This is a genomic window from Marinifilum sp. RC60d5, assembly GCF_052400665.1.
Classification (GTDB): Bacteria; Bacteroidota; Bacteroidia; order Bacteroidales; family Marinifilaceae; genus JBQTGK01.
Genome location: NZ_JBQTGK010000002.1, coordinates 166,348 through 190,300 on the forward strand (window position 1 = coordinate 166,348; position 23,953 = coordinate 190,300).

Genomic DNA, 23,953 nt, shown 5'->3' on the forward strand with positions numbered 1-23,953 from the left:
TAATAAGATGAAAAAACTAGCTGTTCTTAAAGGTTTTTTTCTATTGAGTCTGCTAATGAGCTTCTTCATTTTAAGCTCGGAAGAAGCAATGGCTCAAAAGAAAAACATCATTATGCTGTTAGCAGATGATGCTGGATATCATGATTTTGGATTTCAGGGAAGTAAAACGATTAAAACGCCCAATTTGGATCAATTGGCTGCAGAGGGTGTTATTTGTAAGCAAGCATATACCACAGCGGCGGTTTGCGGACCATCAAGGGCAGGTTTATTAACGGGAATATATCAGCAAAGATTTGGTATCGAAGAAAACAATGTTCCTGGTTACATGAGCGAATCGTCGAAGTTATTGGCCGATGAAATGGGCTTGCCATTGCACCTTAAAACAATAGCTGATTATCTTCATCCAATGGGTTATAAATCGTTAATTTTAGGAAAGTGGCATTTGGGTAGTGCCGATAAATACCATCCATTGCACAGAGGATTCGATGAATTTTATGGTTTTAGAGGAGGGGCTAGACCTTTTTATGCTTTAAGCCAAAGAGAAGCGGTTGAAAATCCAGATAAAAAATTAGAAATCGGTTTTGGGAAGTTTGAAGAGCCAGAGAATTATTTGACCGATGCTATTGCTGATGAGGCATGTAATTTTATCGATCGAAATAAGAAGAAACCATTTTTTATCTACGTATCGTTTAATGCAGTTCATTCTCCTTTGCAAGCAAAAAAACGCGATTTAGAAAAAGTAAAAGGATTGACTGGAAAACGGAAAAAATTAGCCGCCATGACTATCGCTTTGGATCGTGCTTGTGGTCAAATTCTTAAAAAAGTAAAAGAACTTGGTTTGGAAGAAAACACATTGGTAGTTTTTGCCAACGATAATGGTGGTCCCGATGGAACTTTAACTTGTAATTATCCTTTGAGTGGATGTAAGTCAAATCACCTAGAAGGAGGGCTTAGAGTTCCTTGTATCCTAAAATTGCCTAAGGTAATTGAGGCAGGAACGGAATATACCAAAGCAATTAGTATGTTGGATATGCTTCCTACGTTTGTAAATGCTGCCGGTGGTAATGCATCAAAAATTAAAGGTTTAGATGGTGTTGATTTATTGCCTTATGTAACTCACAAAACAAAATCGGCTCCTCATGAAATATTATATTGGAAAAAAGAAAATAGAGGAACAATTCTAAAAGGAGATTGGAAAATGCTTCGTTTTCCAGATCGACCAGCAGAATTGTATAATTTAGCAAAAGATATTTCTGAGAATAATAATTTGGCTTACAAACATCCTGAAAAAGTAAGAGAATTATTTAAAGATTTATGGGAATGGGAAGGGCAATTGGAGCGTCCTTTATGGCAATTGAAACGAATTTACGAAGTGAACGCCATGAAAAGAATTGACGAGAAAAGAACACCAGTTTTAGATCAGTAAAAAATAAAATTATTTGTTTGTGAGTAGTTGTCATTATTAATTTAGCTGACAATATAAAAAGCCTAGAGATGTAAAATCTTTAGGCTTTTTTGCTTAAGGGGAAAATATATAATTAAATTTTAGAGTATGTTTTGCTGGAAATATGCCATAAAAATTAGGGTGAATTACTTTTTCTGTTCTACAAACTCTCCTTTTTCTTCCGCTGCAAAAATTCCCCACTCTGTAATTGCTTCTAAAACAGGAACTAATGTCTTACTAAAATCAGTCAATGAATATTCAACTTTTAAAGGAGGTGTTTTTGTATATACTTTTCGTGATATTAAATCATCTTTCTCCAATTGTTTCAACTGTAAACTTAGTGTACGTTCTGTTATTGTCGGCATTCCTTTTCTTAATTCATTGTACCGTTTTTTACCGTCAATTAAATGCATTAAAATAACACTTTTCCATTTTCCTCCAATTAATTCCATAGCTGCACTTGTTGGACATGGAAATAATTTTTCATGGAGCTTTATCATCGGTCTTTTCTCAAATAGCTCTTTTCTATCCATTATAAATTCGTATTAAGTACGATTGTATCACACAAAGGTATAAAACTATACTTATTTTTACAACTATACTTTTTATAGTTTATTTTTCACATTTTAACTTACTGATAATAAGGCTTATATTGAAATATCTCAATACTATCCATTTTGACCGTTATTGTGAGAAATTAAAACTATACATACTTTTGTCACTATACAAATGATAGTTACAATTGAATTAATAAAAATCGAATGAAGAAACTATTATTAATAATTGCATGTGCAATGAGTTTATGCGCCAATGCAGAAAAATATAAAATTAAAAACACCATGAATGTACTTGTAGAATTTACCATTAAAGCTGACCGTTTTCAAGAGTTTAAAAAAGCAGCAATACACAGTTTAAACCTTTCTCAACAAGAAGACGGAAATTTAGAAATGAAGCTATATACCGATAAAAACAGACCTAACATTTTGTTTGTTTATTCGCGATGGAAAAATGAAGCTGCTTACGAAACACACACAACTTTTTCTTATTCAAAAGATCTTGGTTTGTTAGCAAAAGAGGTATTAGAGTCGGCACCAAAAATAATGAAGCTAGGAGAAACAAAGTTTAAACCTTCGCACTACGAAAATTCAGTAAATCCTGAAGACAAGGAAGAAACATTGTTCTTTATTTTCAAAATAAAAGACGGATATCGCGATCAAGTCATTAAAAGATTTGAAGATCATGTTGCAAACACGCATAATGAAAAAGGAAATCTCTTTTTCGATTTTTACACTGTTGAAGGTGCTGATGATACTTTCGTTGTGTATGAAAATTGGAGAAATCCAGCTGCAATTTGGGATATCCACATGAAACAATCTTATGCTGAAAAAACAGGTGCTTTATTAAATGAAGCCATAATTGGAAAATTAGAAGATGGTATGAATTTCGTTTCTGAAGTTAAATAATCATGAAGAAAGTACTACTAGTAAACACCCTACTACTTTTATTTTTAGGAGCATTTGGTCAAACAAATAATCCTTACAAGGAGAAAACGATAAATCTTGTTGATAATCGTATTGTAAAAGAATTTAAACGCTTTGAATTTTTGGAGAGTGTTGCCTCAGGAAAAGATGGTTCGATATACACAACCAACTTAATGCTGGGCTTGGTTTATCAAATTAAAAATGGAAAAACCTCAATACTTGTCGATTTTGAGGGTCAATTGGCTGGACTAACATTTTTAGATGAGAGTCATTTACTAGTGACAGGTACATCCGATAAAAAAGAAGCTATTGTTCTTCAAATAAACCTAAACATAAAAGAATCAAAAATATTGGCAACTGTTCCTAAAGGCATTCTATTAAACGGAATTACCCAATTAAACAAAACCAATTTCTTAATTGCTGATTCTTTTAAAGGTGTAATTTGGAAATTGAATATTAAAGACTCTTCAGTGAAACTTTGGCTAAAACATGACTTACTAAGTAGTCCTTCTATTGAAAAGCAAAGCCCAGGAGTGAATGGTATTAAAGTACAAGGGAATTCTGTTTATGTCAGTAATACGGGAAAAATGTTGATGCTGAAAATTCCAATTATAAAGGGCGATAAAGCTGGTGATCCAGAAATATTCCACAAGAATGTGTTTATAGATGATTTTGAAATGGATTCAAAAAGCAATGTTTATGCAGCGACTCATGTTTATGACAATATCATAAAAATAACACCCAAAGGTGAAGTGAGCATTATCGCTACCGCAAAGCAAGGTGTTGCTGGAAGTACTTGTCTTGCTTGGAAAAAAAAGACAAAAAATACTTTGTTAGTATCAAGCAATGGAGGCATCCTAAAAGCGAATAAAGATGAGGTTGTAAGCGCCAAAGTCGTTGAGCTAAATCTGGAATAAGACAGTCTTTATTAATAGATAGTTCACCCATTCTTAAGGGATTAAAATAAAAATAAGAAGATGAAAAATATCGTTTTAACACTAATGAGTGCAATTATATTAATAGGCGGAACACTTTCTACTACTGCACAAGAAAAGGAAATATTTAGAGAAGAAAGCATGCGAAAATTCACCGTGAGCAACACAACAGTTCAACTTGAAAAAGGAACCATGTGGGTTTACAATTACGGCGATGTGAAGTTACATACTTACGAAACCAAAGATTTCTTCGGAACATTCGCATTTATTTTGGAGAAGAATGGAAAAGCTGTATTGCTTGAAACACCACCAGTTAAGGACAACTACGAAGAGTTGATAAACTACATAAATGGCTTAGGACATAAGAGTATTGACTTGATTGTTTCTTATCATCCAATTGGAGCAGATTTTATTAAAACCGATAAGCTGAAATTCACCAATATTTATTCTATGCAACATGCCACAGATCATTATGCTACAGGTGCAGGAGCACCATCTTTAATTGGTTTAAAAAAGCGTTTTGGTGATCCAATGGACGTGACCATTTACAAGCCTACAGTTTTAATGGAAGAAGGTGTGAATGAGATTGCTGGAATAAAATTTGACATTTCTAATAAAGATTTTGCTTTCGATCTGGCAATTCCTGAAATTAATGCGATTCATCTGCACATGTTGGGTCACGACAAGCATGCTCTTATTTTTTCTTTTGAATTTTTAGATCAGTATATCGCTCAATTAGAAGGTTATCAGAAGAAAGGCTACGATATGATTTTTAGCTCGCACGGAGAGCCAGAAACACAAGGGGATGTAACTATTAAGCTTCATTACCTTCAAGATTTAAAGAGCATTGCTAAAGCATCGACGAATAAAGAAGAGTTCTTGGCTAAGATGAACAAAGCATACCCAAATTTTGGATGGCCTTTTTATTTGCAAGGAACTGCTAATTTCTTATTCAAAAACTAAATTCTTAAGCCAAGATTACGCTAATAAGTTGCACTATGAAAATAGAAACAAAAACCTACTTGAAAGTTTTAGCCGAAGAAATTCACTCGGTTGTTGTAGCAACTACCGACGAGAAAGGCTTGCCGGTAACCAGAGTGATTGACATCATGTTGCACGATGAGGATGGCATCTATTTTCTAACAGCAAAAGGAAAAGCCTTTTACACGCAACTGATGGACAAAGGCTACATTTCGCTGAGTGGAATGACAGCAGGAGTCGATTCCATGTCGAAGAAAGCCATTTCCGTAGCCGGTTCGGTAAGGAATATTGGTAGTGAAAAACGTGAAGAGATTTTTAAGAAAAATCCATACATGGCAGATATTTATCCAAGTATGGAAAGCCGAACAGCCCTAGATATATTCCATTTGTACAAAGGACAAGGTGAGTTTTTTGATTTAAGCACGAAACCCATTACGAGAGGAATTTTTGCATTTGGAGGAAAAGAAATACAAGCCTTTGGCTATCAAATTACAGAAGATTGTAATGCTTGCAGTTTGTGTTTAGAAAAGTGCCCACAAGACTGCATTCGTATTGGTGAGCCGTACGAGATTATACAAGAAAACTGTTTACACTGTGGCAATTGCAAAGAAGTTTGTCCTATAGGAGCAGTCATTAAATTAGAAGAAAAATAAGAATTATGAAATATACAGGAACAACATACCGACCACCGATTGAGGCGAATACTTTACTGCTTCAAGTAACGGTAGGCTGTAGCCATAATAGCTGTAGCTTTTGCACCATGTACAAAGATGTTCAATTTAAAATTGAGCAGATGGAGCAAATCGAAAAAGATTTGCAGGAAGCGAAATTGCTTTATGGTTCGCAGAAAAGAATCTTTCTATTAAATGCAGATGCTTTTGTTTTAAGCGCTCGTAAATTGAAAGAGATTTCGACAAAAGTTATCGAATACTTTCCCGAAATAGAAGTCATTACCATGTATGCTTCTGTTAGGAATATTATGAGTAAGACCGATAACGAACTTCGTGAACTCAGAGAAATGCGCATTAACGATTTGTGGGTTGGGCTGGAATCAGGTAGCGATGATGTATTGAAGAAAGTAAACAAAGGTCATACAATAAATGATGCTTACGAGCAGTTGGAGCGCTTGACTAAAGCTGGAATTCGACACAATGACATTTTTATGTTGGGCGCCGGAGGTAAAGGCAAGTCAATTGAAAATGCCATGCAAGCTGCCAAGCTAATCAACATAACAGGTTCTAATTTGGTAGGTGTTACTTCGCTTGGATTTTTCCCAGGAAGCAAAATAGCGAAAGACGTTGAAGACGGCACATTTATACCGGCTACGGAACTGGAAATACTTGAAGAAGAGCGCAAACTAATTGAGTTGATTGAAGTAGAAAATATGCCTTTTTATGGAGGTCATCCTATTAATGCAACACAATTAAATGGTTTATTACCTCGTGATAAAGTGCAAATGCTTCAATCAATTGATGATGCAATTAGTATTAGCGACCAAACCTTTCTTAATGGAGTTGCTGAACGTACAACATTATAATAATGCCATTACAATATGAAATATACAATTACAATGATATCTGATTTTCAATGTCCGTACTGCTATATTGGCAAAGGCATTATTGATGGATTGAAAAGTGAATATGATATCGAAATTATCTTTAAAGGATACGAGATACATCCCGATATTCCTGAAAATGGAATTCCATCGGAAGATTATTTTCCAAATGCCAAAGAGAAGAACTTGCAATTACAAGCATTTGGTCGTCAGTATGGTCTCAACTTTACAGATATTACATCAATGCCAAATTCAAATAAGGCACTACAAGTTGCTGAATATGCGAAATCTGTAAACAAATCGGATGAATACAATACTGCAATGTACGAGGCTTTCTTTTTTAAGGATATCAACATTAGCTTGATCCCAGAAATTAAAAAGCTTGCTAAATCGATAGGTATTTCGGAAGAAGAAGTTGATGCCGTTTTCGCGACAGATAAATACAAGAATGCTCTTAAAGACAATAAAAAATTTTGTGTGGATAATAATATTACAAGTGTCCCAACTTTTATAATTAACGATAAAATTGGAATTGTAGGAGCACAAAGTCCTGAGAATTTTAGAAGGGCTTTTAAGCAACTAAATGAACAATAAGGAATAAAAAACATTTAAATAACTAAATAAAGCATATCATGACAAAGAAAATTAGTAGATACCCAGTACCAGAATTGAATGAGTTACCAGAAGACGTTCAAGCTATTTTAAAAGGCGCAAAAGAAAATTATGGTTTTGTTCCCAATGTAATAAAAGCACTTTCGCACCGACCAACTGAGTTGCGTGCTTTTTTAGCCTACAATGATGCATTAATGAATAAAGAAAGTGGATTAACTGCTGCCGATAAGGAGATGATTATCGTCGCTTTTTCAGCCAAAAATGGTTGTTCGTATTGTGTACAATCTCATGGAGCATCACTTCGAACACTATCGGGAAATCCTTATGTTGCCGACCAAGTTGCTATTAACTATAAAGAAGCCGATATTACTGAACGTGAGCGTGCTATGATAGATTTCGCAATGAAGGTTTCTTTTGATTCTGCTTCGGTAAACGAAAAGGACTTTGAACTATTGAAAGGTCACGGTTTTAGCGACGAGGATATTTGGGATATTAATGGAATCACCGCTTTTTATAATATGTCCAATAGACTAATGAGCTTTTTAGCTGTTCACCCTGACGAAGAGTTTTATAGCATGGGACGCAACTAAGTAATTATAAATTAATAATGGGCAATTAAAAATTATAAAAAAAGCTGTCTGTTAGTTAATTTTAAATAATAAAATACGACAACACATTACTCATAATACTATTTTTTTAAAAGGATGGACAAACTAAACATCTTATGGACCTCCAATGATCGAGACAGCTTTTTTAATATGCTATCGATGTATGCCATTAACTCGAAAAAAAGAGGATGGTGGAAAAGTGTGAACCTTATTATTTGGGGAGCATCGGTAAAACTTACAGGTAATGATACTCAAATACAAAGTGAAATTATGGAAATGATTCAATCGGGCATAACAGTAGAAGCCTGTAAAGATTGTGCTGAAAATTTTGATGTAAAAGAACGCTTAGATAAATTGGGTGTAAATGTACACTATATGGGTATTCCTATGACAGAATATCTTAAGAATGGAGAAAAAATATTATCGCTATAATTTTTTTAATAGTATAAGTAGGATTAATTAAATATGCTTAACATTTTATTACAATTTTGATAGCCTAATTTTACTAAAATTGCAAATAGTTAATGTAGCAATTAAATTATAATGAATAAATATCATCAATTTAGAAAAAAGAAAGAGATGAAAGCAAAAAAAGAAGACATACTAAAAGCACACGCTTACCGAAGAGCAATTAAGGAATTTGATGCAGATCAAAAAATCAAAGATGAAGATTTTGAATTTATTCTCGAAGTAGGAAGACGCTCACCAAGTTCGTTTGGTTGGGAGCCTTGGAAATTCGTTGTTGTACAGAATAAAGATTTGCGTGAAAAATTGTCTGAACCAAGTTGGGGAGCTCAAAAGCAATTGGCCTCGGCAAGCCACTTTGTTATCCTTTTGGCTAGAAAAGGTGACGAAATGCGTGCTGGTTCAGACTACTTAAAATACAAATCGCAAGTGATCGATAAATTACCTGCTGAAGTGGAAGAAATGAAGGTAAGTTTCTTTAAAAACTTCATGGAAAATGAATTCGATTTGACCGACGAACGCAAAATTTTCGATTGGTCTAGTAAACAGACCTATCTTCCATTAGGAAATATGATGACTGCGGCGGCACAAATTGGAATTGACTCTTGTCCAATGGAAGGTTTTAGTAGAGCAAAAGTAGAAGAAATTTTAAGTGACGAAGGAATTGTAGATACTACAAAATTTGGTGTTTCGGTTATGGTCGCTTTTGGTTACAGAAAGGAAGATTCTCCATTTCCTCAATCTCGTTTTCCGATGGAAGAAATTGTTGAATGGGTGAAGTAAGATTTGAATGATTAAAAACACCCAGCTTTTATTTTTATTGTAAAGTGCAGACTAACATTCTGCACTTTTCTTGGTTTACTACATAAGTGATTGTAAATTTGCCTTTAGTTTGAATAAATTTCAAAATCAGGTAATGGCCAATTCAAGTAATAGTTCTAGTGCTGAACAGAGTTCAGGGAAATTTCAGTCGGGTAATGTTGTTCTAATATCTGCATCTCACATGTTGCATGATATTTATTCATCTTTTTTGGCACCTCTTCGTCCTTTATTAATAGAAAAATTTGGAATTACATTGGCTCTCGCATCAATTTGGGATTTAATTATGCGTGTACCCTGGTTTCTAAATCCTTTTATCGGAATTATTGCAGAACGAACAGCTGCCAGATATTTTATAATTGTTACTCCGGCTATTACAGCAATAGCAATGAGTTTACTTGGAGCAGCTCCTTCTTTTGTAATTATATGTATACTGCTTTTTACCATGGGAATAAGCAGTGCAGTGTTTCATGTTCCGGCACCAACAATGGTAAAACGATTATCAGGAGAGCGTACTGGGCGAGGCATGAGCTTTTATATGTTTGGAGGAGAGCTGGCAAGAACTGCAGGTCCTTTATTAATTACAGCTTCGGTATCGTATTGGGGATTAGAAGGAACCTGGCGATTAATTCCCTTAGGTTTGATTGCTTCATTTATTCTATTTTTAAAACTAAAGGATATTAAAATATCCGATGAAATTAAAAATAAAAAGTCGGGAAAAGGCAGTGAGTTATCATCGCTAAAAAGATATTTGCCATTTTTTGCATTACTTATTGGTATTACCTTGTTTCGGGCAATCATGAAATCAGGGTTAAGTGCATTTTTACCTACTTTTTTCTATACCGAAAGAGGCGAAAGTTTATGGTTTGCCAATTCCGCTTTAGCTGTATTTCAGTTGGCCGGAGCGGTAGGAACCATATTAGCTGGTAGTATTTCCGATAAATTGGGAAGAAAAAGAACATTGCTTATAATAAGCATAATGTCTCCCGTAATGATGTTTCTTTTTATTAATTCTACAGGTGCATTATCCTTTGTTTTTTTAATGTTAATGGGCTTTTTTGTTTTTGCACCAGGACCGGTTTTAATTGCTTTAGTACAAGATAGATCAAAAGATTTCCCCGTGTTTATGAACAGCATTTATATGACTGTTAGTTTTGTAACCTCGGCATCGGCAGTGTTTTTTGCCGGAGTAATGGGAGACTGGCTTGGACTTGAAAAAACATATCTTATTTCTTCTATTTTGGCATTGGGAGCAATTCCTTTTGTTTTGTCTTTAAAAAATAAATAGCATTTCTTATTAACAGAATGGTTGTACGATTATGGATAATTCAAAGATTCCAAAATACGATTTTAACAATAAAAAATCTAAACTTGGATTAGAGATTATTCCTCTTAAAAGAATTGTAACTTATACGAAAAAAGCGGCTTATGAGGCTCATCGGCTTAATTTTTATCAAATTCTTTTTATCACCAAAGGCAGAGGAATTCATGAAGTCGATTTTGAGAGTATTGCATATTCCGAGAATACAATTATTCCTGTGGCAATGGGGCAGGTTCAGCAGTTTTCGAATAATGATCAACTCGAAGGATATGCGGTAGTTTTTACTCCCGATTTTTTAGTGAAAGACGATTCCGATTACAGATATTTATATGATTATACAGCTTTTATTCATTCAATTAAGCCTGTAGGTTTATTTGCAAACAAGTTTATCTATACTCTTTTAGAGGATATGATTTTGGAACAGCAAAAAATACAGGATTTTGAAACTAGTGAATATCAACGTAACCTTCTTAAAAATTTTTTAATTCAGTTGGAAAGAAGTAAACGTGGCCGAATAGAGATTCCTTTTAATGATACTTTTAGTCTTTACATGAAATTTAGGAAAGTACTCGAAGAGAGAGTTAATTACAAAGTGCGAGTTGTTGATATTTGTGAACGATTAAACCATACTCCTAAACAGATTAATGCTGCAGTAAAATTATTTGCCAATACTACTGCAAAACAATATATCGAGGATCGTGTAATTTTAGAAAGCAAGAGGTTGTTGGTTTATTCGGTTCTTTCGGTTAAAGAAATTGCTTATGAAATTGGATTCGAAGATCCAACAAATTTTACCAAGTATTTTAAGGCTCGCGTAAATATGCTTCCCACCGAATATCAAAAGATGCGTAAGTCTTAGGTTTAAGATAAATATCAATAATTTATAACAATTAACAGGAAGTAGATATTTCACTATTAAATTTAGGCTTACCTGAAACTAAGTAGTAGTTTTTATTAGTGTTGAATAATTACGTTTTTTTGCTGTTTTTATTGTGAGAGTAAATCTTACTAAAGATTTTCCCGAATCTTATTTTACCATTCTTAGGAATATTTTTACCTTTTCTCAGCTTGCTTCTCTCTATACTTTTGTAATGTACAATTTCAAACAAGAAATATAAACATTAAAAAAATATAGAACATGAAAATTGCAGTAACAGGATCAACAGGACAATTGGGACGTATTGTTGTAGAAGAACTAAAAAAGAGAGTTTCGAATGAAAGTATTGTAGCCTTGGCTCGTAATATTGAAAAAGCTTCGGGACTTGGAGTAGAAACCCGTGAATTTGATTACAGTAAACCTGAAATTTTAGTTGAAGCACTAAAAGGTATTGATCGTTTATTGTTGATTTCGGGAAGTGAATTGGGACAACGTACGCAGCAACACTCCAATGTAATTAATGCTGCAAAAGAAGCAGGTATAAAATGGATAGTTTATACTAGTTTATTACACCTAAATGATACTACTTTAAATCTTGCGGGAGAACATATCGAGACTGAAAAAGCATTAAAAGCATCGGGTATTGAATATACTCTTTTGCGAAATGGATGGTATTCTGAAAATTATACTGCTTCGGTGCCCGGAGCAATTGGGGGAGGTACATTTTTAGGAAGTGCAGCCAACGGAAAAATATCGTCGGCAGCTCGGGTCGATTATGCCGAAGCAGCTGCTATTGTTATTGCTGATGAAGATAACAAGGGTAAAACTTACGAGTTGGCTGGCGATGAATTTTATACTTTAACAGATTTATCTGCTGAAATTTCAAAACAAACTGGTAAAAATATTCCTTACAATAACCTAGCAGAAGAGGAATATGCTAACATTTTAAAGAATATTGGATTGCCGGAAGAATTTGCTGATGCCTTGGCAAATTGGGATGTAAGTGCATCAAGAGACGATTTGTTTGATGATTCGCGTCAGCTATCTAGAATTTTAGGCCGATCCACAACTACAATTGCAGATTCGGTAAAAATTGCCTTAAGCTAAGCAGGAATTGATTTAATACAATTTTAACTATTCAATAGAAATCAAAAATGAAAAAGACAATATTTACAATTGCAATATGTTTAGTTTCTATACTAAGTTTTGCACAGCCGAAAGCAAATTTTTCAAGCGATAAATTTGAGAATTTTACACTTCATACCTATGCATCCTTTGATGCAATGGCTGATGTTTCTTTTATTGTGGAAAGTGAAAATAGTTTAGTAATTATAGAACCACAAGCTTTTAAAGGTAAAGTAGAAGAATTTGTGAATTATACTAAGAAGCTGGCTAAGCCTGTAGAAAAAGTATTGGTTTCTTTTCATGCTGCAGGTTTAAAAACTTATCCTAGCGAGCAGAAAGTAATCACAAAACCAATGGCTGAGTTTATGAAATCGGATGCTGCAAAGGGAATGTTAGGATTCTTTAATCAGGCCTTTAAAGGTGAGATGGATACAGAACTTGTTGAGTTCGACGAACAGATTGATGCTTCGACAAATTTTACGGTTGATGGCGTAACTTATAGCTTAGAACCTACGTCGTTACCAGGAATGCCTGGAGTAAATATTGCAATTGGTAATAAGGTTTATTATCAGCATTTTGCTCCGGCAAAAGGATATCATGCCTCTAAAAATCAAATTAAAAATATAGCTTCTATAGAGGGAGCTTTAAGTGATGCTCAAAAAGCCAAAAAGAAAGGATATTCTTTATTGCTAGGTTCTCATGGATACGGAAAAGCAGGTGTTGAGGATTTAAATTTTCAAATTAAGTATTTGAAAATAATGAAAAATATTGCCTTAAAAGCAGTTTCGAGTGAGGATTTTATAAAAAAAATGAATAAAAAATATCCTAATTGCAAGGGAGAAAAGGATTTAAAAGCAATAGCAATAGAATTGTATAAGTAAAAATAAATCCATTTTAATAGTACATTTAATCGGCTTAATTCCATTTAATTAGGCCGATTTTTTTATGCTGATTTAATATCAGGATAATTCTATTTTCTATTCGATGATTCTCTCTCTAATAGATTAACCGGCAGAACAATAGTTTCTTGTTTGTTACCTGTTTTGTTAGAGATGATATCTAATAATAATTCAGTTGCTTTAGTCCCTACATTAAAGCCTGATTGTTCAATTGTAGTGAGTGAAGGAGACAAATATTCGGAGAATGGTTCATTACTGAAACCAACCACGGCCAATTGTTCTGGAATGTTAATGTTATTTTCTTTTGCGTAAAGAATAATGCTTAGTGCAGTTGTGTCATTGGCTGCAAATATTGCATCTGGAGGATTTGCTGATTCTAATAGTTTTTTAGCGCAGAGTAAACCATCTTCACGGGTTAGAGAGCTTTCCAGAATTAAATCTTCAGCAATCACAAGTTTGTGTTTACGCATTGCTTTTAAATAACCCTGCAGTCTGTTTATATAGATATTTAGGTGTTGTGGTCCGCTAACGTGTGCAATTCTTTTACATCCTTTTGAAATTAGGTGCTCGGCAGCTATAAAACCTCCTTTAAAATCGTCAACCACAACTTTACATGTTTCTAACTCATCAACAATTCTATCAAAAAATACAAGAGGAATATTTCTGTTGGTAAATGTTTTATAATGATCGTGATTAGTTGTATTGATTGCAACAGAAGAAATTATACCATCCACTCGTGATGCAAATAAAGTTTGAACGCAATCTGCTTCACGTTCTTCTTCGTCATTCGATTGGCAAATAATAACATTGTATCCTTTCTTGCGTGCAAACTCCTCGATACCTGTTATTGCAGAGGAGAAGAAATATCGACTTATTCGTGGAATGATAACACCAATGGTTTTTGTGCAACTAGTGCGCAAATTAGATGCTAAAGCATTTGGTTGATAGCCAAGTTTATTGGCCATTTCACGAACCGCCTTTTTAGTTTTATCGCTAATGCGAGAATTATTGTTTAAGGCTCTTGAAACAGTAGATCCAGAAATATTTAAAGCTTTGGCGATATCATGAATTGTAATGTTGTTGTCTTTTTTCATTCTTTTGTTAGTGGTGGTAAATTACAGTGCAAAGATGCATATAATATTTTAAAAAAGGTTTAAATATAGTAAATAAGGGGTAATCGATTGCACTAAAATATGTGATGTTAATTTTTTAATATTTTTGTAAATGATACTAAGAGTGCAGTGTTTAAGTAATTTGTGTCTATTTTGTTGTTGGTGTGAAGTGGTAAAAAATTATAAAAAATAAAGACAATCGATTGCACATGTCAATTGCATTTTATTACTTTGTATTGTCGGAGAGCGAAAAATAAAATTATTAATCCGATGTATGAAATTCAAATTATTAATACAATTAGTTATGAGCTTAAAATACGAAGAAAGATACGCTACGCATCCTGCTGATGCGAAAAATTACGATACTAAACGTCTAAGAGATGAGTATTTAGTAGAGAATTTAATGGAAGAAGGAAATGTGAATTTAACTTATTCGCAGTATGATAGATTAATTGTTGGTGGCGTAGTGCCAACCAAAGAAGCTTTGGTATTGGAATCAATTGATCCTTTAAAAGCCGATTACTTTTTGGAAAGAAGAGAATTAGGTGTAGTGAATGTTGGAAGTAAAGGAAGTGTAAGTGTTGATGGTGTTGTTTATGAGTTAGACTACAAAGAGGCACTTTATGTTGGAAAAGGCAACAAAGAAATTATTTTTTCAAGTGCAGATGCAAAAGCTCCTGCTCATTTTTATTTGAATTCTGCACCAGCGCATGAGGTATTTCCAAATGTGAAAGTAGGTCGTAAGGATGCAATTGTAATTGAATTGGGTGAAGCCGAAAATTCAAATCGCAGAACATTAAACAAACTTATTGTTTCTGATACAATCAAGACTAACCAATTGCAAATGGGAATGACTGAATTGCATCCAGGAAGCGTTTGGAATACAATGCCAGCTCATACGCACAGTAGAAGAATGGAAGCATATTTTTATTTCGAAGTACCAAAAGGACAAGCAGTATGTCACTTTATGGGAGATCCTAAAGAAACTCGTCACATTTTTATGGGCAACGAAGAAGCTGTTTTCTCACCAACATGGTCAATTCACTCAGCAGCTGGAACCAGCAATTACACTTTTATTTGGGGTATGGCTGGTGAAAACTTGAATTATGGCGATATGGACGTATGTCAGCCAGATGAGATGCGTTAAGAAAATTGAATTGTTGTATTTGAATGTAATGTTTTTAAAATCATGATATTAGATTTTTTTAAATTAGATGGTAAGGTTGCATTGGTAACCGGTGCTACACATGGGTTAGGAATGGCTATGGCTACAGCATTAGCCGAGGCAGGAGCTCAATTGGTTGTTAACGGAAGTTCTAAAGGAAATATGGACAAAGCAATTGCCGAATACGCAAGTAAAGGTATTAATGCTAAAGGTTATGTTTTTGATGTTACCAATGAGGAACAGGTAATTGCAAGTGTAGCAAAAATTGAAGAAGAAGTGGGAGCAATTAATATTTTGGTAAATAATGCCGGAATTATTAAGCGTGTTGCCATGCAAGATATGGAAGTGAGCGATTACCGCCAGGTAATTGATGTGGATTTGGTTGGACCTTTTATTATGGCCAAATATGTTGGGCGTAGAATGATTGAACGTCGCGAAGGTAAAATCATTAATATTTGCTCTATGATGAGTGAGCTTGGACGTAACAGTGTGAGTGCTTATGCAGCAGCTAAAGGTGGTTTAAAAATGTTGACAAAAAATATGGCTACTGAGTGGGGTAAGTATAATATTCAAACTAATGGTATCGGTCCAGGGTATTTTGCAACTTCTCAAACTGCTCCAATTCGTGTTGATGGTCATCCATTTAACGAATTTATTGTGAATCTTACACCTGCAGCTCGTTGGGGTAATCCCGATGATTTATCGGGTACAGCAGTGTTTTTGGCATCAAAAGCATCCGATTTTGTAAATGGACAAGTGGTTTATGTTGATGGTGGTATTTTGGCTACCATTGGTAAACCATCTAATGAGGAATAGTTAGTAAAGAGAAAGGAATAAAAAGAACAGTAGTATGGATGCGCTGGGGAGTAAATCCATGTTCTTTTTATTCCTATTTTTATGTTCATTAAATCTGTATTTCAGGACCTAAAAAACTTCTTATGATAAAATATAGTTTTATTGTAGTCATAATGGCTACCGTTTTAAGTGCTTGTAGTTCATCAACGACTATTGAGTTGAAAAACGAAATGGCGCAAGCTCGAAAAGATGCTCCAATTGTTATAAACAGAGCAGATGTAAAGAAATTAGTGGGAGAAATTCCTGCGGATAAAATTCTAGTGGTACTAGATGCACAGGGAAAATATATACCATCTCAGGTTGATGATTTAGATCAGGACGGACAGTGGGATGAGTTGGCTTTGGTTTGCGATTTTACTGCAAAAGAAGTGAAGAAATTTAAGGTGAATTTTGTGGATGCTGATAAAGCTCCAAAATATACAATACGTACAAATGTTCATTTGGGTCTTGGAAACAAGGAAACAGGTTTTAAAGCCACAGATCATGCGTTTTCTCCAGAAGGATTTGTTGGAATTCCGATGGCCTACCAATCAGAAAGTGTAGCTTGGGAAAGTGATGTGATGGGTTTTCGTGACTATTTTGATTGTAGAAATGCAAAAGATTTATTTGGAAAATTAATTCCAGATATGCTTATGGATAAAATTGGAACCCATGAAAGTGGTAGTTATCATGAATTAAGTTCATGGGGAATGGATGTTTTGCACGTAGGTCCTTCTTTGGGTTCTGGTGGTTTGGCTTTGGTTCATAAGGATTCTTTATATCGTTTAGGTTCTGTTAAGGAATTCGAATATCAATTGGTTACTAAAGGTCCGGTTCGTTCTGTTTTTGATCTTAAATACAAAGGTTGGAAGGTAGATGGGAAACAATTGTCCGCACAGGAAAGAATTTCGATTTGGGCAGGAAAATATTGGTTTCAAAGTGATGTTACCATCGTGGGCTTAGATCAGGATGCTGAATTGGCCATAGGGATTGTAACAAGTCATTTGAAAGATAAGAAAGCTTTTTCTTTTTCAGCAAATAAGGATTTTGCCGCTGTTGCAACTCATGGTGTTCAATCTTTGAATGATGATAATTTAGGAATGGGAATTTTATTGCCTGCTAATAGTAAGGTAAGAACAGGCGACGCTCCTGTTTTAAGTGAAGAAATTATATCGGGTAGTCGTTACAATCAACCCGTAGGACAAACCCATTTTGTAAGTCAAAAAATCAGTGATAAAACTAGTGCACGACATTACTTTTTTGCAGTATGGGAGCTCGAAAATAAAAAATGGGCTGATCAAGAAAATTTTGAGAACATGATGAAAGTTCAGGCTGATGAATTGAGTTCTCCAATTGTAGTTACCATTAAATAAGTAACCAAAAAAATATAGTGAGAGTATGACTTCTTTGCTATAAATAAACTTAGATATGAACGAAAATGTTTTAGATAAACCTTCGGGAAACTATAGGTACAGGATACTTGCATTGCTTTTTGCAGCTACTACCATAAATTATATGGATCGTAGTATTATGGGAGTATTGGGTCCAACTTTAATGGACCGGTTTAATTGGACTAATGCTGATTACGGATATATAAATATGGCTTTTAAAGCTGCTTACGCCATAGGTATGTTAACTATGGGTGGGGTTATTGATCGTTTTGGAACTAAAATTGGATATGCAGTATCTATTGCCATTTGGAGTATATTTGGAGTTTTGCATGCTGCAGTTCGTCCAGCTTTTGCTTTAGTTGGTTTTATTAGTGCTCGTTTTGGTTTAGGAATTGGAGAAGCTGGTAACTTTCCTGCTGCGGTTAAAACCGTAGCTGAATGGTTTCCCAAAAAAGACAGGGCCTTTGCAACAGGTATTTTTAATGCAGGTTCCAATGTAGGTGCAGTTTTGGCTCCGGCAATTATTCCACTGGTAGTAGCTTCCAATGGCGATAACTGGCAGTTTGCCTTTTTGGTAACAGGTTTTTTTAGTGCAATTTGGGTGTTTTTATGGTTTAGAACCTATAAAAAACCAGAGGAACATCCTAAAGTAACAAAAGGTGAATTAGCTTATATTTTACAAGATAATAATACCGAAACTACAGAAAAAGAAATAGAGAAATTACCGTGGTCAAGAGTTCTACCATTAAGACAAACCTGGGCTTTTGCCATAGGAAAAATTACAGATGCGGTATGGTTTTTCTTTATGTTTTGGAGTGGAATATTTTTCAAACAAAAGTTTGGTCTAGATAGTATTAAAGAACTTGGAGGAGCCCTGGTTGTAATTTATTTGGTAGCCGATTTTGGTAGTATCGGTGGAGGATACCTTTCAAAATTCTTTCTTAACCGAGGTTGGAATTTAAATGCTGCTCGAAAGGTTTCATTATTAATATGTGCATTGTGTATTGTTCCGGTGTCTTTTGCAGCCTTAACTAGTAATGTTTGGATTGCTGTGTGTTTAATTGCTTTAGCATCGGGCGGTCATCAGGCGTGGTCGGCAAACTTGTTTACTTTAGTTTCCGATGTAATGCCTAAAAAAGCTGTCGCTTCAGTTGTTGGAATTGGAGGTATGGTAGGTGCCATTTCTGGTATGTTAGTTGATTTTGCCTTGGGTAATGGTTTAGATGCTACAGGAAATTCCTTCTATTTTTGGATGTTTCTTGTTGCTAGTATGCTGTATCTGGTTATTCTAGGTATTATTCACTTAATGTTACCAAAACTAGAATCGTTAAATGAGAATTTAGAATTAAAATAATAAAGATATTATTATAATTGAGGAGTTGTAATAATTTTTAGATTAGTTAGTTAAAGCCGCATTTTTAGAAATGTGGCTTTTTTATTTTAAGCAAGTGTATTTTTGAATAAGATAAAAAAATATTTAATCAAAGTCGCCAACTTTTTTGCTTCCTTATCCATCTAGTAAAATAAGAAGTAAGGTTTAAGCTAATCACTAATTATTAAAATGTGATTGGTGCTCGTTGTATATGTGTTTTAGCTTTAATGCTAATTGAGCTAATTGCTGGCTTTCGTGATTATTAGATTAATATACTCTTACTTGGTGTATGTTTTATGATGTAAATCATTTTTAGCTAAGAAACTTTCAGAGTATTGTTTTGGTGTTTGTCCAAATTGGTTCTTAAACAAAGAAATAAAATGAGAAACATCCGAAAAACCTGCCATATAAGTAACTTCATTTACATTGTGCTGATTTATTTTTAATAATTCGGCAGCGTAATTTAAACGTGTAACTCTAATAAATTGACTGGGAGTTGTATCCATAAGAGATTTAAATTTACGGAATAGTTGACTTCTGCTCATGCCAAGGGCAGTACTAAAACTTTCAACAGATAAGTCGCTATCTGTTATTTTCGATTGTATAATGTCAGAAACTTTATCAAGAAATAATTTATCTATAGGAGGAACATCTTCTTTAATCGTATTAACAATATTGTTTTCTTTGAATTTTATTTTAATGCTTTTACGCAATTGCAAAAGGTTTTCGACTTGTATTTTAAGTAGTTCTATATTAAATGGCTTTTCAATATATGCATCAGCATGATGCTTAAAGCCTTCTAACTTTTGATCGTCGGAAGTTCTGGCTGTTAATAATATGATGGGAATATGAGAAGTTACAAAATCTGTTTTTAATAGGTTACACAGTTCAAGGCCATTCATTATTGGCATCATAATATCAGATAAAATGATATCAGGCATTTTTTCTTTGGCTTGCGCTAAGGCTTCCTTACCATTTGTACATTCAATAATATTGTAATTCTGGAAACTTGTTATTAGATATTCTCTCAAGTCGTCATTATCTTCTACAATTAATAGAGAATCTTTCTTTTTGTTAGTTTCAATATTTTTTTGCGTTGATACTGCTATTTGAGGTACCGTGTTTGTATTAGAAATTGGCTCTTTTTTAGTAACAGAACGAAACTCATCAGCTTTAAATGCATCTTTTTTTACGGGAATTTGTACAGTAAAGCAGCTTCCTTTATTTACTTCACTTTCAACACTAATGCTTCCACGATGCAAATCTATCAGGCTTTTGGTAAATGATAAACCAATTCCAGTTCCTGTTTGATGATAATCAACAAAATCGGTAGTGTAAAAACGATCGAATACTTTATCTAATAGTTCTGGGGCGATACCAATACCACTATCAATAATTTTTATTGTGGCTATACTATCTATTACATGAAGGTTTAGATCAATTGTACCATTTTTATTGGTAAATTTTAGAGCGTTGGATATAAGGTTAAATAATACTTTTTCAAGAATCCCAAAATCGTACCAGTATTCTATTTCTTGATTTTTTGAACTGTTAAATTTTAATGAAATATTTTTATTGTTTGCTGCATATGAAAAGCTCTTTAGAATTTCCTCTGAGTCATTGAAAATATTTCCTTTAGAAACTTTAAGTTTAATTCTGTTTTCTTCTACACTCCTATAGTCCATAAGTTGATTAACTAATCGCAAAAGGCGTTGTGCATTTCTGTTCATACCTAATATTAGCGATTTAAGTTGAGCATCTTTATATTGGTAATTAACCAGATTTTCTAAAGGTGCAGTAATAAGTGTGAGGGGTGTTCTTAATTCATGAGAAATATTAGTAAAAAATTTTAATCTGTTTTTAGCTGCTTCTTCTATTCGTTGTTTGTCTAGGATCTCGGCTTTTAATTTATTTTCATGATTTGTTCTATAGATAATCATATTTGTGAATAGGAAAAGCGAAAGAACTAAAAATATAAAATATAAAAGTAAGGCGATATTGCTTTTCCAGAATGGAGGATCAATTTTTATTTGTACAGAAGCTCCTTTGTTGTTCCAAACGCCATCATTATTCGAAGCTATAACTTTAAAGGTATAATCACCCGCCGGAACATGTGTATAAGTAGCAATTCTACTATGTTCGGCATTCTTCCATTCGGTGTCATACCCTTCCAGTTTATAACGGTATTGATTATTTTCAGGAGAGGTATAGTTGATTCCGATAAATTCAAACGAAAAAGAAGATTGTTCGTTGCTTAGTTCTAATTTGTCTGTTAAGCTAATATGTCTGGTAAGAGGTGATCCTTTTTCGCCAATTTTAACAGTTTTATTAAGCACTAACATATCAGTTATTAAAACATTGGGAATGTTTGGATTGTCTTTAATTGAATCGGGATGAAAAATATTAAAGCCATTTTGTCCTGAGAATAGTAATTTTCCAGTGCTTGTTTTTAATGATACAAATTCTTCAAATACATTTGATTGAAGACCATCATTTTTATCGTAATTTTTAAATTTATTTGTTTTTGTATTTAATTTTGAAATTCCCCCTTTGGTGCTTACCCAAATATTATTGTTGTTGTCGGTTAAAACTGCACATATATAACTACTTGATAAGCCATGCTTTTTATCATATAATTTAGTTGTTTTTGTTTTAATTATGTGTTTTATCAAGCCTTTATTGGTGGCTAACCATACATTCTTATTTTGATCTTGCGTTATGGAATTTATTCGGGTTTTGCTAGTAAGTGTATTATAAGAATTGTTTAGCTTATAAGTGTTGGCAATACCGGTTGATTTATTATATATGTATAAACCATTAGACCAGGTTCCTATTAATATGTACTTGCCAATATCTTGAAAGCATCTTGCATAAGTAACATTTTTAAGATGTGTGAATTGTTTTGTTTCTGGCTTATAGATATCTACGTATGAGTTATTGCCAATCCAGATATTACCATCGTAATCTTTGTAAATCGAATATATATTATTATTTGATATGGAATTTTCGTTTTCTTTAGCAGTAGAAAACTTAGTAAAATAGTTCTCTTTTTTGTGAAAGGTGAATATGCCACTACCAAAAGTACCTATTAATAATTTTCCTTTTTCTAACTCATTAATTGCAATAATAATATCGTTATCCAGCCAGTTTATTTTCGATTTATCTGCTTTGTAATTGTTAAAAATTTCTTTATCCGTGTTAAACTTACTAATTCCTCCACCTTCTTTTGTGCCAATCCAAATTTCTCCATCCGAATCTTCAAATAGTGCTCTAACACTATTGCTCATTAAACCTTTACTTGTATAGTTAAAATGATAATGGTCAAATAATTTTCTGTGTCTATCAATGAAATTTAATCCATTGTTGTAACTACCAATCCAAAGGTTTCCAAAACTATCGGTAAACATTGTTCTGGGCGTTTTGCTTTTTATACCTTTTGGGTTATAGAGATCTGGCTGCAATAAATGAGATTCTCCTGTAGATTGATTTAGAACCAGTACCCCAAAGTCTCTAATTCCTGCCAATATAATATTATTATTGTAGTTCGAAATACTCGATATCCAATTGTATTCCGTAGTTTCCAGATTTGGCTCATAGTATTTTGAAATACTATCGTTTTCGCATATATAAAGCGAGTTGCTTTGTTTTGATCCAATCCATAATCTATTGTTGGAGTCCGAAAATAAGGTTGTTATATTTAGTTGTTCCTTATTTTCGAGAGTGTATTTAACTTGTTTGAAAGTATTTGTTTTAGGAAGGTAATAGTATAGGCCTTTTTCTGTACCAAACCAAAGTCGCTGTTTTTTGTCTTTGTAAATAGCAGTTAGGTATTTGGGAACATTTTTATTGGTTTTAGATATATTTATAAAGGAATCTTCCTTTGCATTGTATTTAAACAAACCTTCGTTAAATCCCTCATTAAATCCTTCAACCCAAACATTACTTTCGCTATCTACACAAACCGATCCTCTAGCAAAAGGGGTGTACGATTTGCTTTGGGAAGTGGAAATACTGTAATTTTTAAATTGATAATTGTTTTTATCAAATTTGGAAATGCCATTAGAAGTAACCAACCATAAGCAATTGCGAGTTGTATCTTCAGCAATAGATGAAATAAAATTGTTCGCAATAGAAGTGCTATCCATAGGAATATTTTGAAAACTATCAAATGAATATCCATTAAAGCGACACAATCCTTCGGCTGTACCAATCCAAATAAAATCATCATGATCCTGAGTAATCGCATTAACCCAGTTCGATATTAATCCATTTTCGTAATTGTAATGCTTAAAAGGAAAAGATTTTTGACCCAAGACATTTAATACCTGGCAGAATATAAGTGTGATTAATAGAAATGGTTTACTTTTTGTCATAATATCTGTGTTAATTACTTCAATACCATTAGCTATAAATGAGCCTTAAAAAATGTCTGAAGTAATGGAGCTGGATGTTTGTGGTTTTGGTTGACCAAAAATAGTTAAAGCTTTTATTATAAAAAATTCTAAAAGGAGAATAGTGAAGCAAGTTTATCATTCTATTTTTGTTTAATGTTAACCTAGATTATTCATTTGTAGATGATAAGAATGTTTTGATTGTGATGAGTGTTTTTTACTAATTAATTTTATTTCATTCTGCGAAGTAATTTATAGAATGTGGAATTGTTGTTTTTATTGTTCGGCCAGTTCTCAAAGCTTATTCTTAAAATTGCATGTAAGAATCAAAATATTTATATCGTTTTATTTGCGATTTTATGTTTTTTGTAAGTATTAGTTAGTCCTAACGTAATAGGATCTTTCATTTAAACCTATGTTGTGTTTTTTACTTAAGTAGTGTAAAAAATATTTTCTTTAACTATTTCCATATTTTTTTTAAGAATATATTTATTTGTTGTTAAGTTGTAGTGTAGTGTAAATCAAATTAGTAAACTTTAACTGCAACAAATATCCTATTCTTTGGA

The 23,953-nt window shown here is 33.4% G+C and carries 21 protein-coding genes; 18 read left to right on the forward strand and 3 right to left on the reverse strand.

All coding sequences use genetic code 11. The annotated features are described in order from the left end of the window. Positions 1-7 precede the first annotated feature (7 nt). Positions 8-1,426: a sulfatase-like hydrolase/transferase gene (locus tag ACT3CE_RS04895; protein WP_444708640.1), complete on the forward strand. Its 1,419-nt coding sequence runs from the start codon at positions 8-10 to the stop codon at positions 1,424-1,426. A gap of 164 nt (positions 1,427-1,590) precedes the next feature. On the opposite strand, the gene ACT3CE_RS04900 is transcribed toward ACT3CE_RS04895, so the two are convergent. Continuing rightward, positions 1,591-1,977: a winged helix-turn-helix transcriptional regulator gene (locus ACT3CE_RS04900; protein WP_444708641.1), complete on the reverse strand. Its 387-nt coding sequence runs from the start codon at positions 1,975-1,977 to the stop codon at positions 1,591-1,593. Positions 1,978-2,205: 228 nt separating this feature from the next. Between ACT3CE_RS04900 and ACT3CE_RS04905 the strand changes: the two genes are divergently transcribed. The 13 genes from ACT3CE_RS04905 to ACT3CE_RS04965 all read left to right on the forward strand — a co-directional run bounded on the left by ACT3CE_RS04905 (position 2,206) and on the right by ACT3CE_RS04965 (position 13,104). Continuing rightward, positions 2,206-2,907, forward strand: a complete 702-nt coding sequence (locus ACT3CE_RS04905; RefSeq protein WP_444708642.1) for a putative quinol monooxygenase — start codon at positions 2,206-2,208, stop codon at positions 2,905-2,907. A gap of 2 nt (positions 2,908-2,909) precedes the next feature. Further along, positions 2,910-3,842, forward strand: a complete 933-nt coding sequence (locus ACT3CE_RS04910) for an SMP-30/gluconolactonase/LRE family protein (RefSeq protein ID WP_444708643.1) — start codon at positions 2,910-2,912, stop codon at positions 3,840-3,842. A 60-nt stretch (positions 3,843-3,902) separates the two neighbouring features. Then, positions 3,903-4,823, forward strand: a complete 921-nt coding sequence (locus ACT3CE_RS04915) for a hypothetical protein (protein ID WP_444708644.1) — start codon at positions 3,903-3,905, stop codon at positions 4,821-4,823. A 35-nt stretch (positions 4,824-4,858) separates the two neighbouring features. Further along, positions 4,859-5,494, forward strand: coding sequence for a 4Fe-4S binding protein (locus ACT3CE_RS04920; RefSeq protein ID WP_444708645.1), 636 nt, complete (start codon positions 4,859-4,861; stop codon positions 5,492-5,494). Positions 5,495-5,499: 5 nt separating this feature from the next. Further along, positions 5,500-6,378, forward strand: coding sequence for a radical SAM protein (locus tag ACT3CE_RS04925; protein WP_444708646.1), 879 nt, complete (start codon positions 5,500-5,502; stop codon positions 6,376-6,378). A gap of 15 nt (positions 6,379-6,393) precedes the next feature. Further along, a complete protein-coding gene (locus tag ACT3CE_RS04930) occupies positions 6,394-6,990 on the forward strand; it encodes a DsbA family oxidoreductase (RefSeq protein ID WP_444708647.1) in 597 nt (198 codons plus the stop codon). Between the two features lie 38 nt (positions 6,991-7,028). Continuing rightward, positions 7,029-7,598, forward strand: coding sequence for a peroxidase-related enzyme (locus ACT3CE_RS04935; RefSeq protein ID WP_444708648.1), 570 nt, complete (start codon positions 7,029-7,031; stop codon positions 7,596-7,598). A gap of 114 nt (positions 7,599-7,712) precedes the next feature. Next, on the forward strand, positions 7,713-8,048 hold the full coding sequence (locus ACT3CE_RS04940) for a DsrE family protein (protein WP_444708649.1): 336 nt from the start codon (positions 7,713-7,715) through the stop codon (positions 8,046-8,048). A 147-nt stretch (positions 8,049-8,195) separates the two neighbouring features. Further along, positions 8,196-8,864, forward strand: a complete 669-nt coding sequence (locus tag ACT3CE_RS04945) for an NAD(P)H-dependent oxidoreductase (protein WP_444708650.1) — start codon at positions 8,196-8,198, stop codon at positions 8,862-8,864. 109 nt (positions 8,865-8,973) lie between these two features. After that, positions 8,974-10,188, forward strand: a complete 1,215-nt coding sequence (locus tag ACT3CE_RS04950) for an MFS transporter (protein WP_444708651.1) — start codon at positions 8,974-8,976, stop codon at positions 10,186-10,188. Between the two features lie 31 nt (positions 10,189-10,219). Beyond that, positions 10,220-11,080, forward strand: a complete 861-nt coding sequence (locus ACT3CE_RS04955; protein ID WP_444708652.1) for a helix-turn-helix domain-containing protein — start codon at positions 10,220-10,222, stop codon at positions 11,078-11,080. Between the two features lie 279 nt (positions 11,081-11,359). Next, positions 11,360-12,205, forward strand: coding sequence for an SDR family oxidoreductase (locus ACT3CE_RS04960; protein WP_444708653.1), 846 nt, complete (start codon positions 11,360-11,362; stop codon positions 12,203-12,205). Positions 12,206-12,252: 47 nt separating this feature from the next. Further along, the gene (locus ACT3CE_RS04965) at positions 12,253-13,104 is read left to right on the forward strand and encodes a hypothetical protein (protein ID WP_444708654.1); all 852 of its coding nucleotides are present in this window, start codon (positions 12,253-12,255) and stop codon (positions 13,102-13,104) included. Positions 13,105-13,193: 89 nt separating this feature from the next. Here ACT3CE_RS04965 and ACT3CE_RS04970 read toward each other — a convergent pair whose 3' ends face one another. Next, entirely contained in the window at positions 13,194-14,216 is a 1,023-nt protein-coding gene (locus ACT3CE_RS04970) for a LacI family DNA-binding transcriptional regulator (protein ID WP_444708655.1), read from the reverse strand. A gap of 322 nt (positions 14,217-14,538) precedes the next feature. Here ACT3CE_RS04970 and kduI point away from each other — a divergent pair, with 322 nt between their 5' ends. From kduI to ACT3CE_RS04990, 4 genes are all read left to right on the forward strand, one after another. Next, positions 14,539-15,381, forward strand: coding sequence for a 5-dehydro-4-deoxy-D-glucuronate isomerase (gene kduI, locus ACT3CE_RS04975; RefSeq protein WP_444708656.1), 843 nt, complete (start codon positions 14,539-14,541; stop codon positions 15,379-15,381). Between the two features lie 42 nt (positions 15,382-15,423). After that, positions 15,424-16,215 (forward strand): gluconate 5-dehydrogenase, encoded by a 792-nt coding sequence (locus tag ACT3CE_RS04980; RefSeq protein ID WP_444708657.1) that lies wholly within the window; start codon positions 15,424-15,426, stop codon positions 16,213-16,215. Positions 16,216-16,337: 122 nt separating this feature from the next. After that, positions 16,338-17,606, forward strand: a complete 1,269-nt coding sequence (locus ACT3CE_RS04985) for a DUF4861 domain-containing protein (protein ID WP_444708658.1) — start codon at positions 16,338-16,340, stop codon at positions 17,604-17,606. Positions 17,607-17,661: 55 nt separating this feature from the next. Then, positions 17,662-18,978 carry an MFS transporter gene (locus ACT3CE_RS04990; RefSeq protein ID WP_444708659.1) on the forward strand — a complete coding sequence of 439 codons (1,317 nt, stop codon included), beginning with the start codon at positions 17,662-17,664 and terminating at the stop codon, positions 18,976-18,978. 296 nt (positions 18,979-19,274) lie between these two features. On the opposite strand, the gene ACT3CE_RS04995 is transcribed toward ACT3CE_RS04990, so the two are convergent. After that, on the reverse strand, positions 19,275-23,369 hold the full coding sequence (locus ACT3CE_RS04995) for a hybrid sensor histidine kinase/response regulator transcription factor (RefSeq protein WP_444708660.1): 4,095 nt from the start codon (positions 23,367-23,369) through the stop codon (positions 19,275-19,277). Positions 23,370-23,953 lie beyond the last annotated feature (584 nt).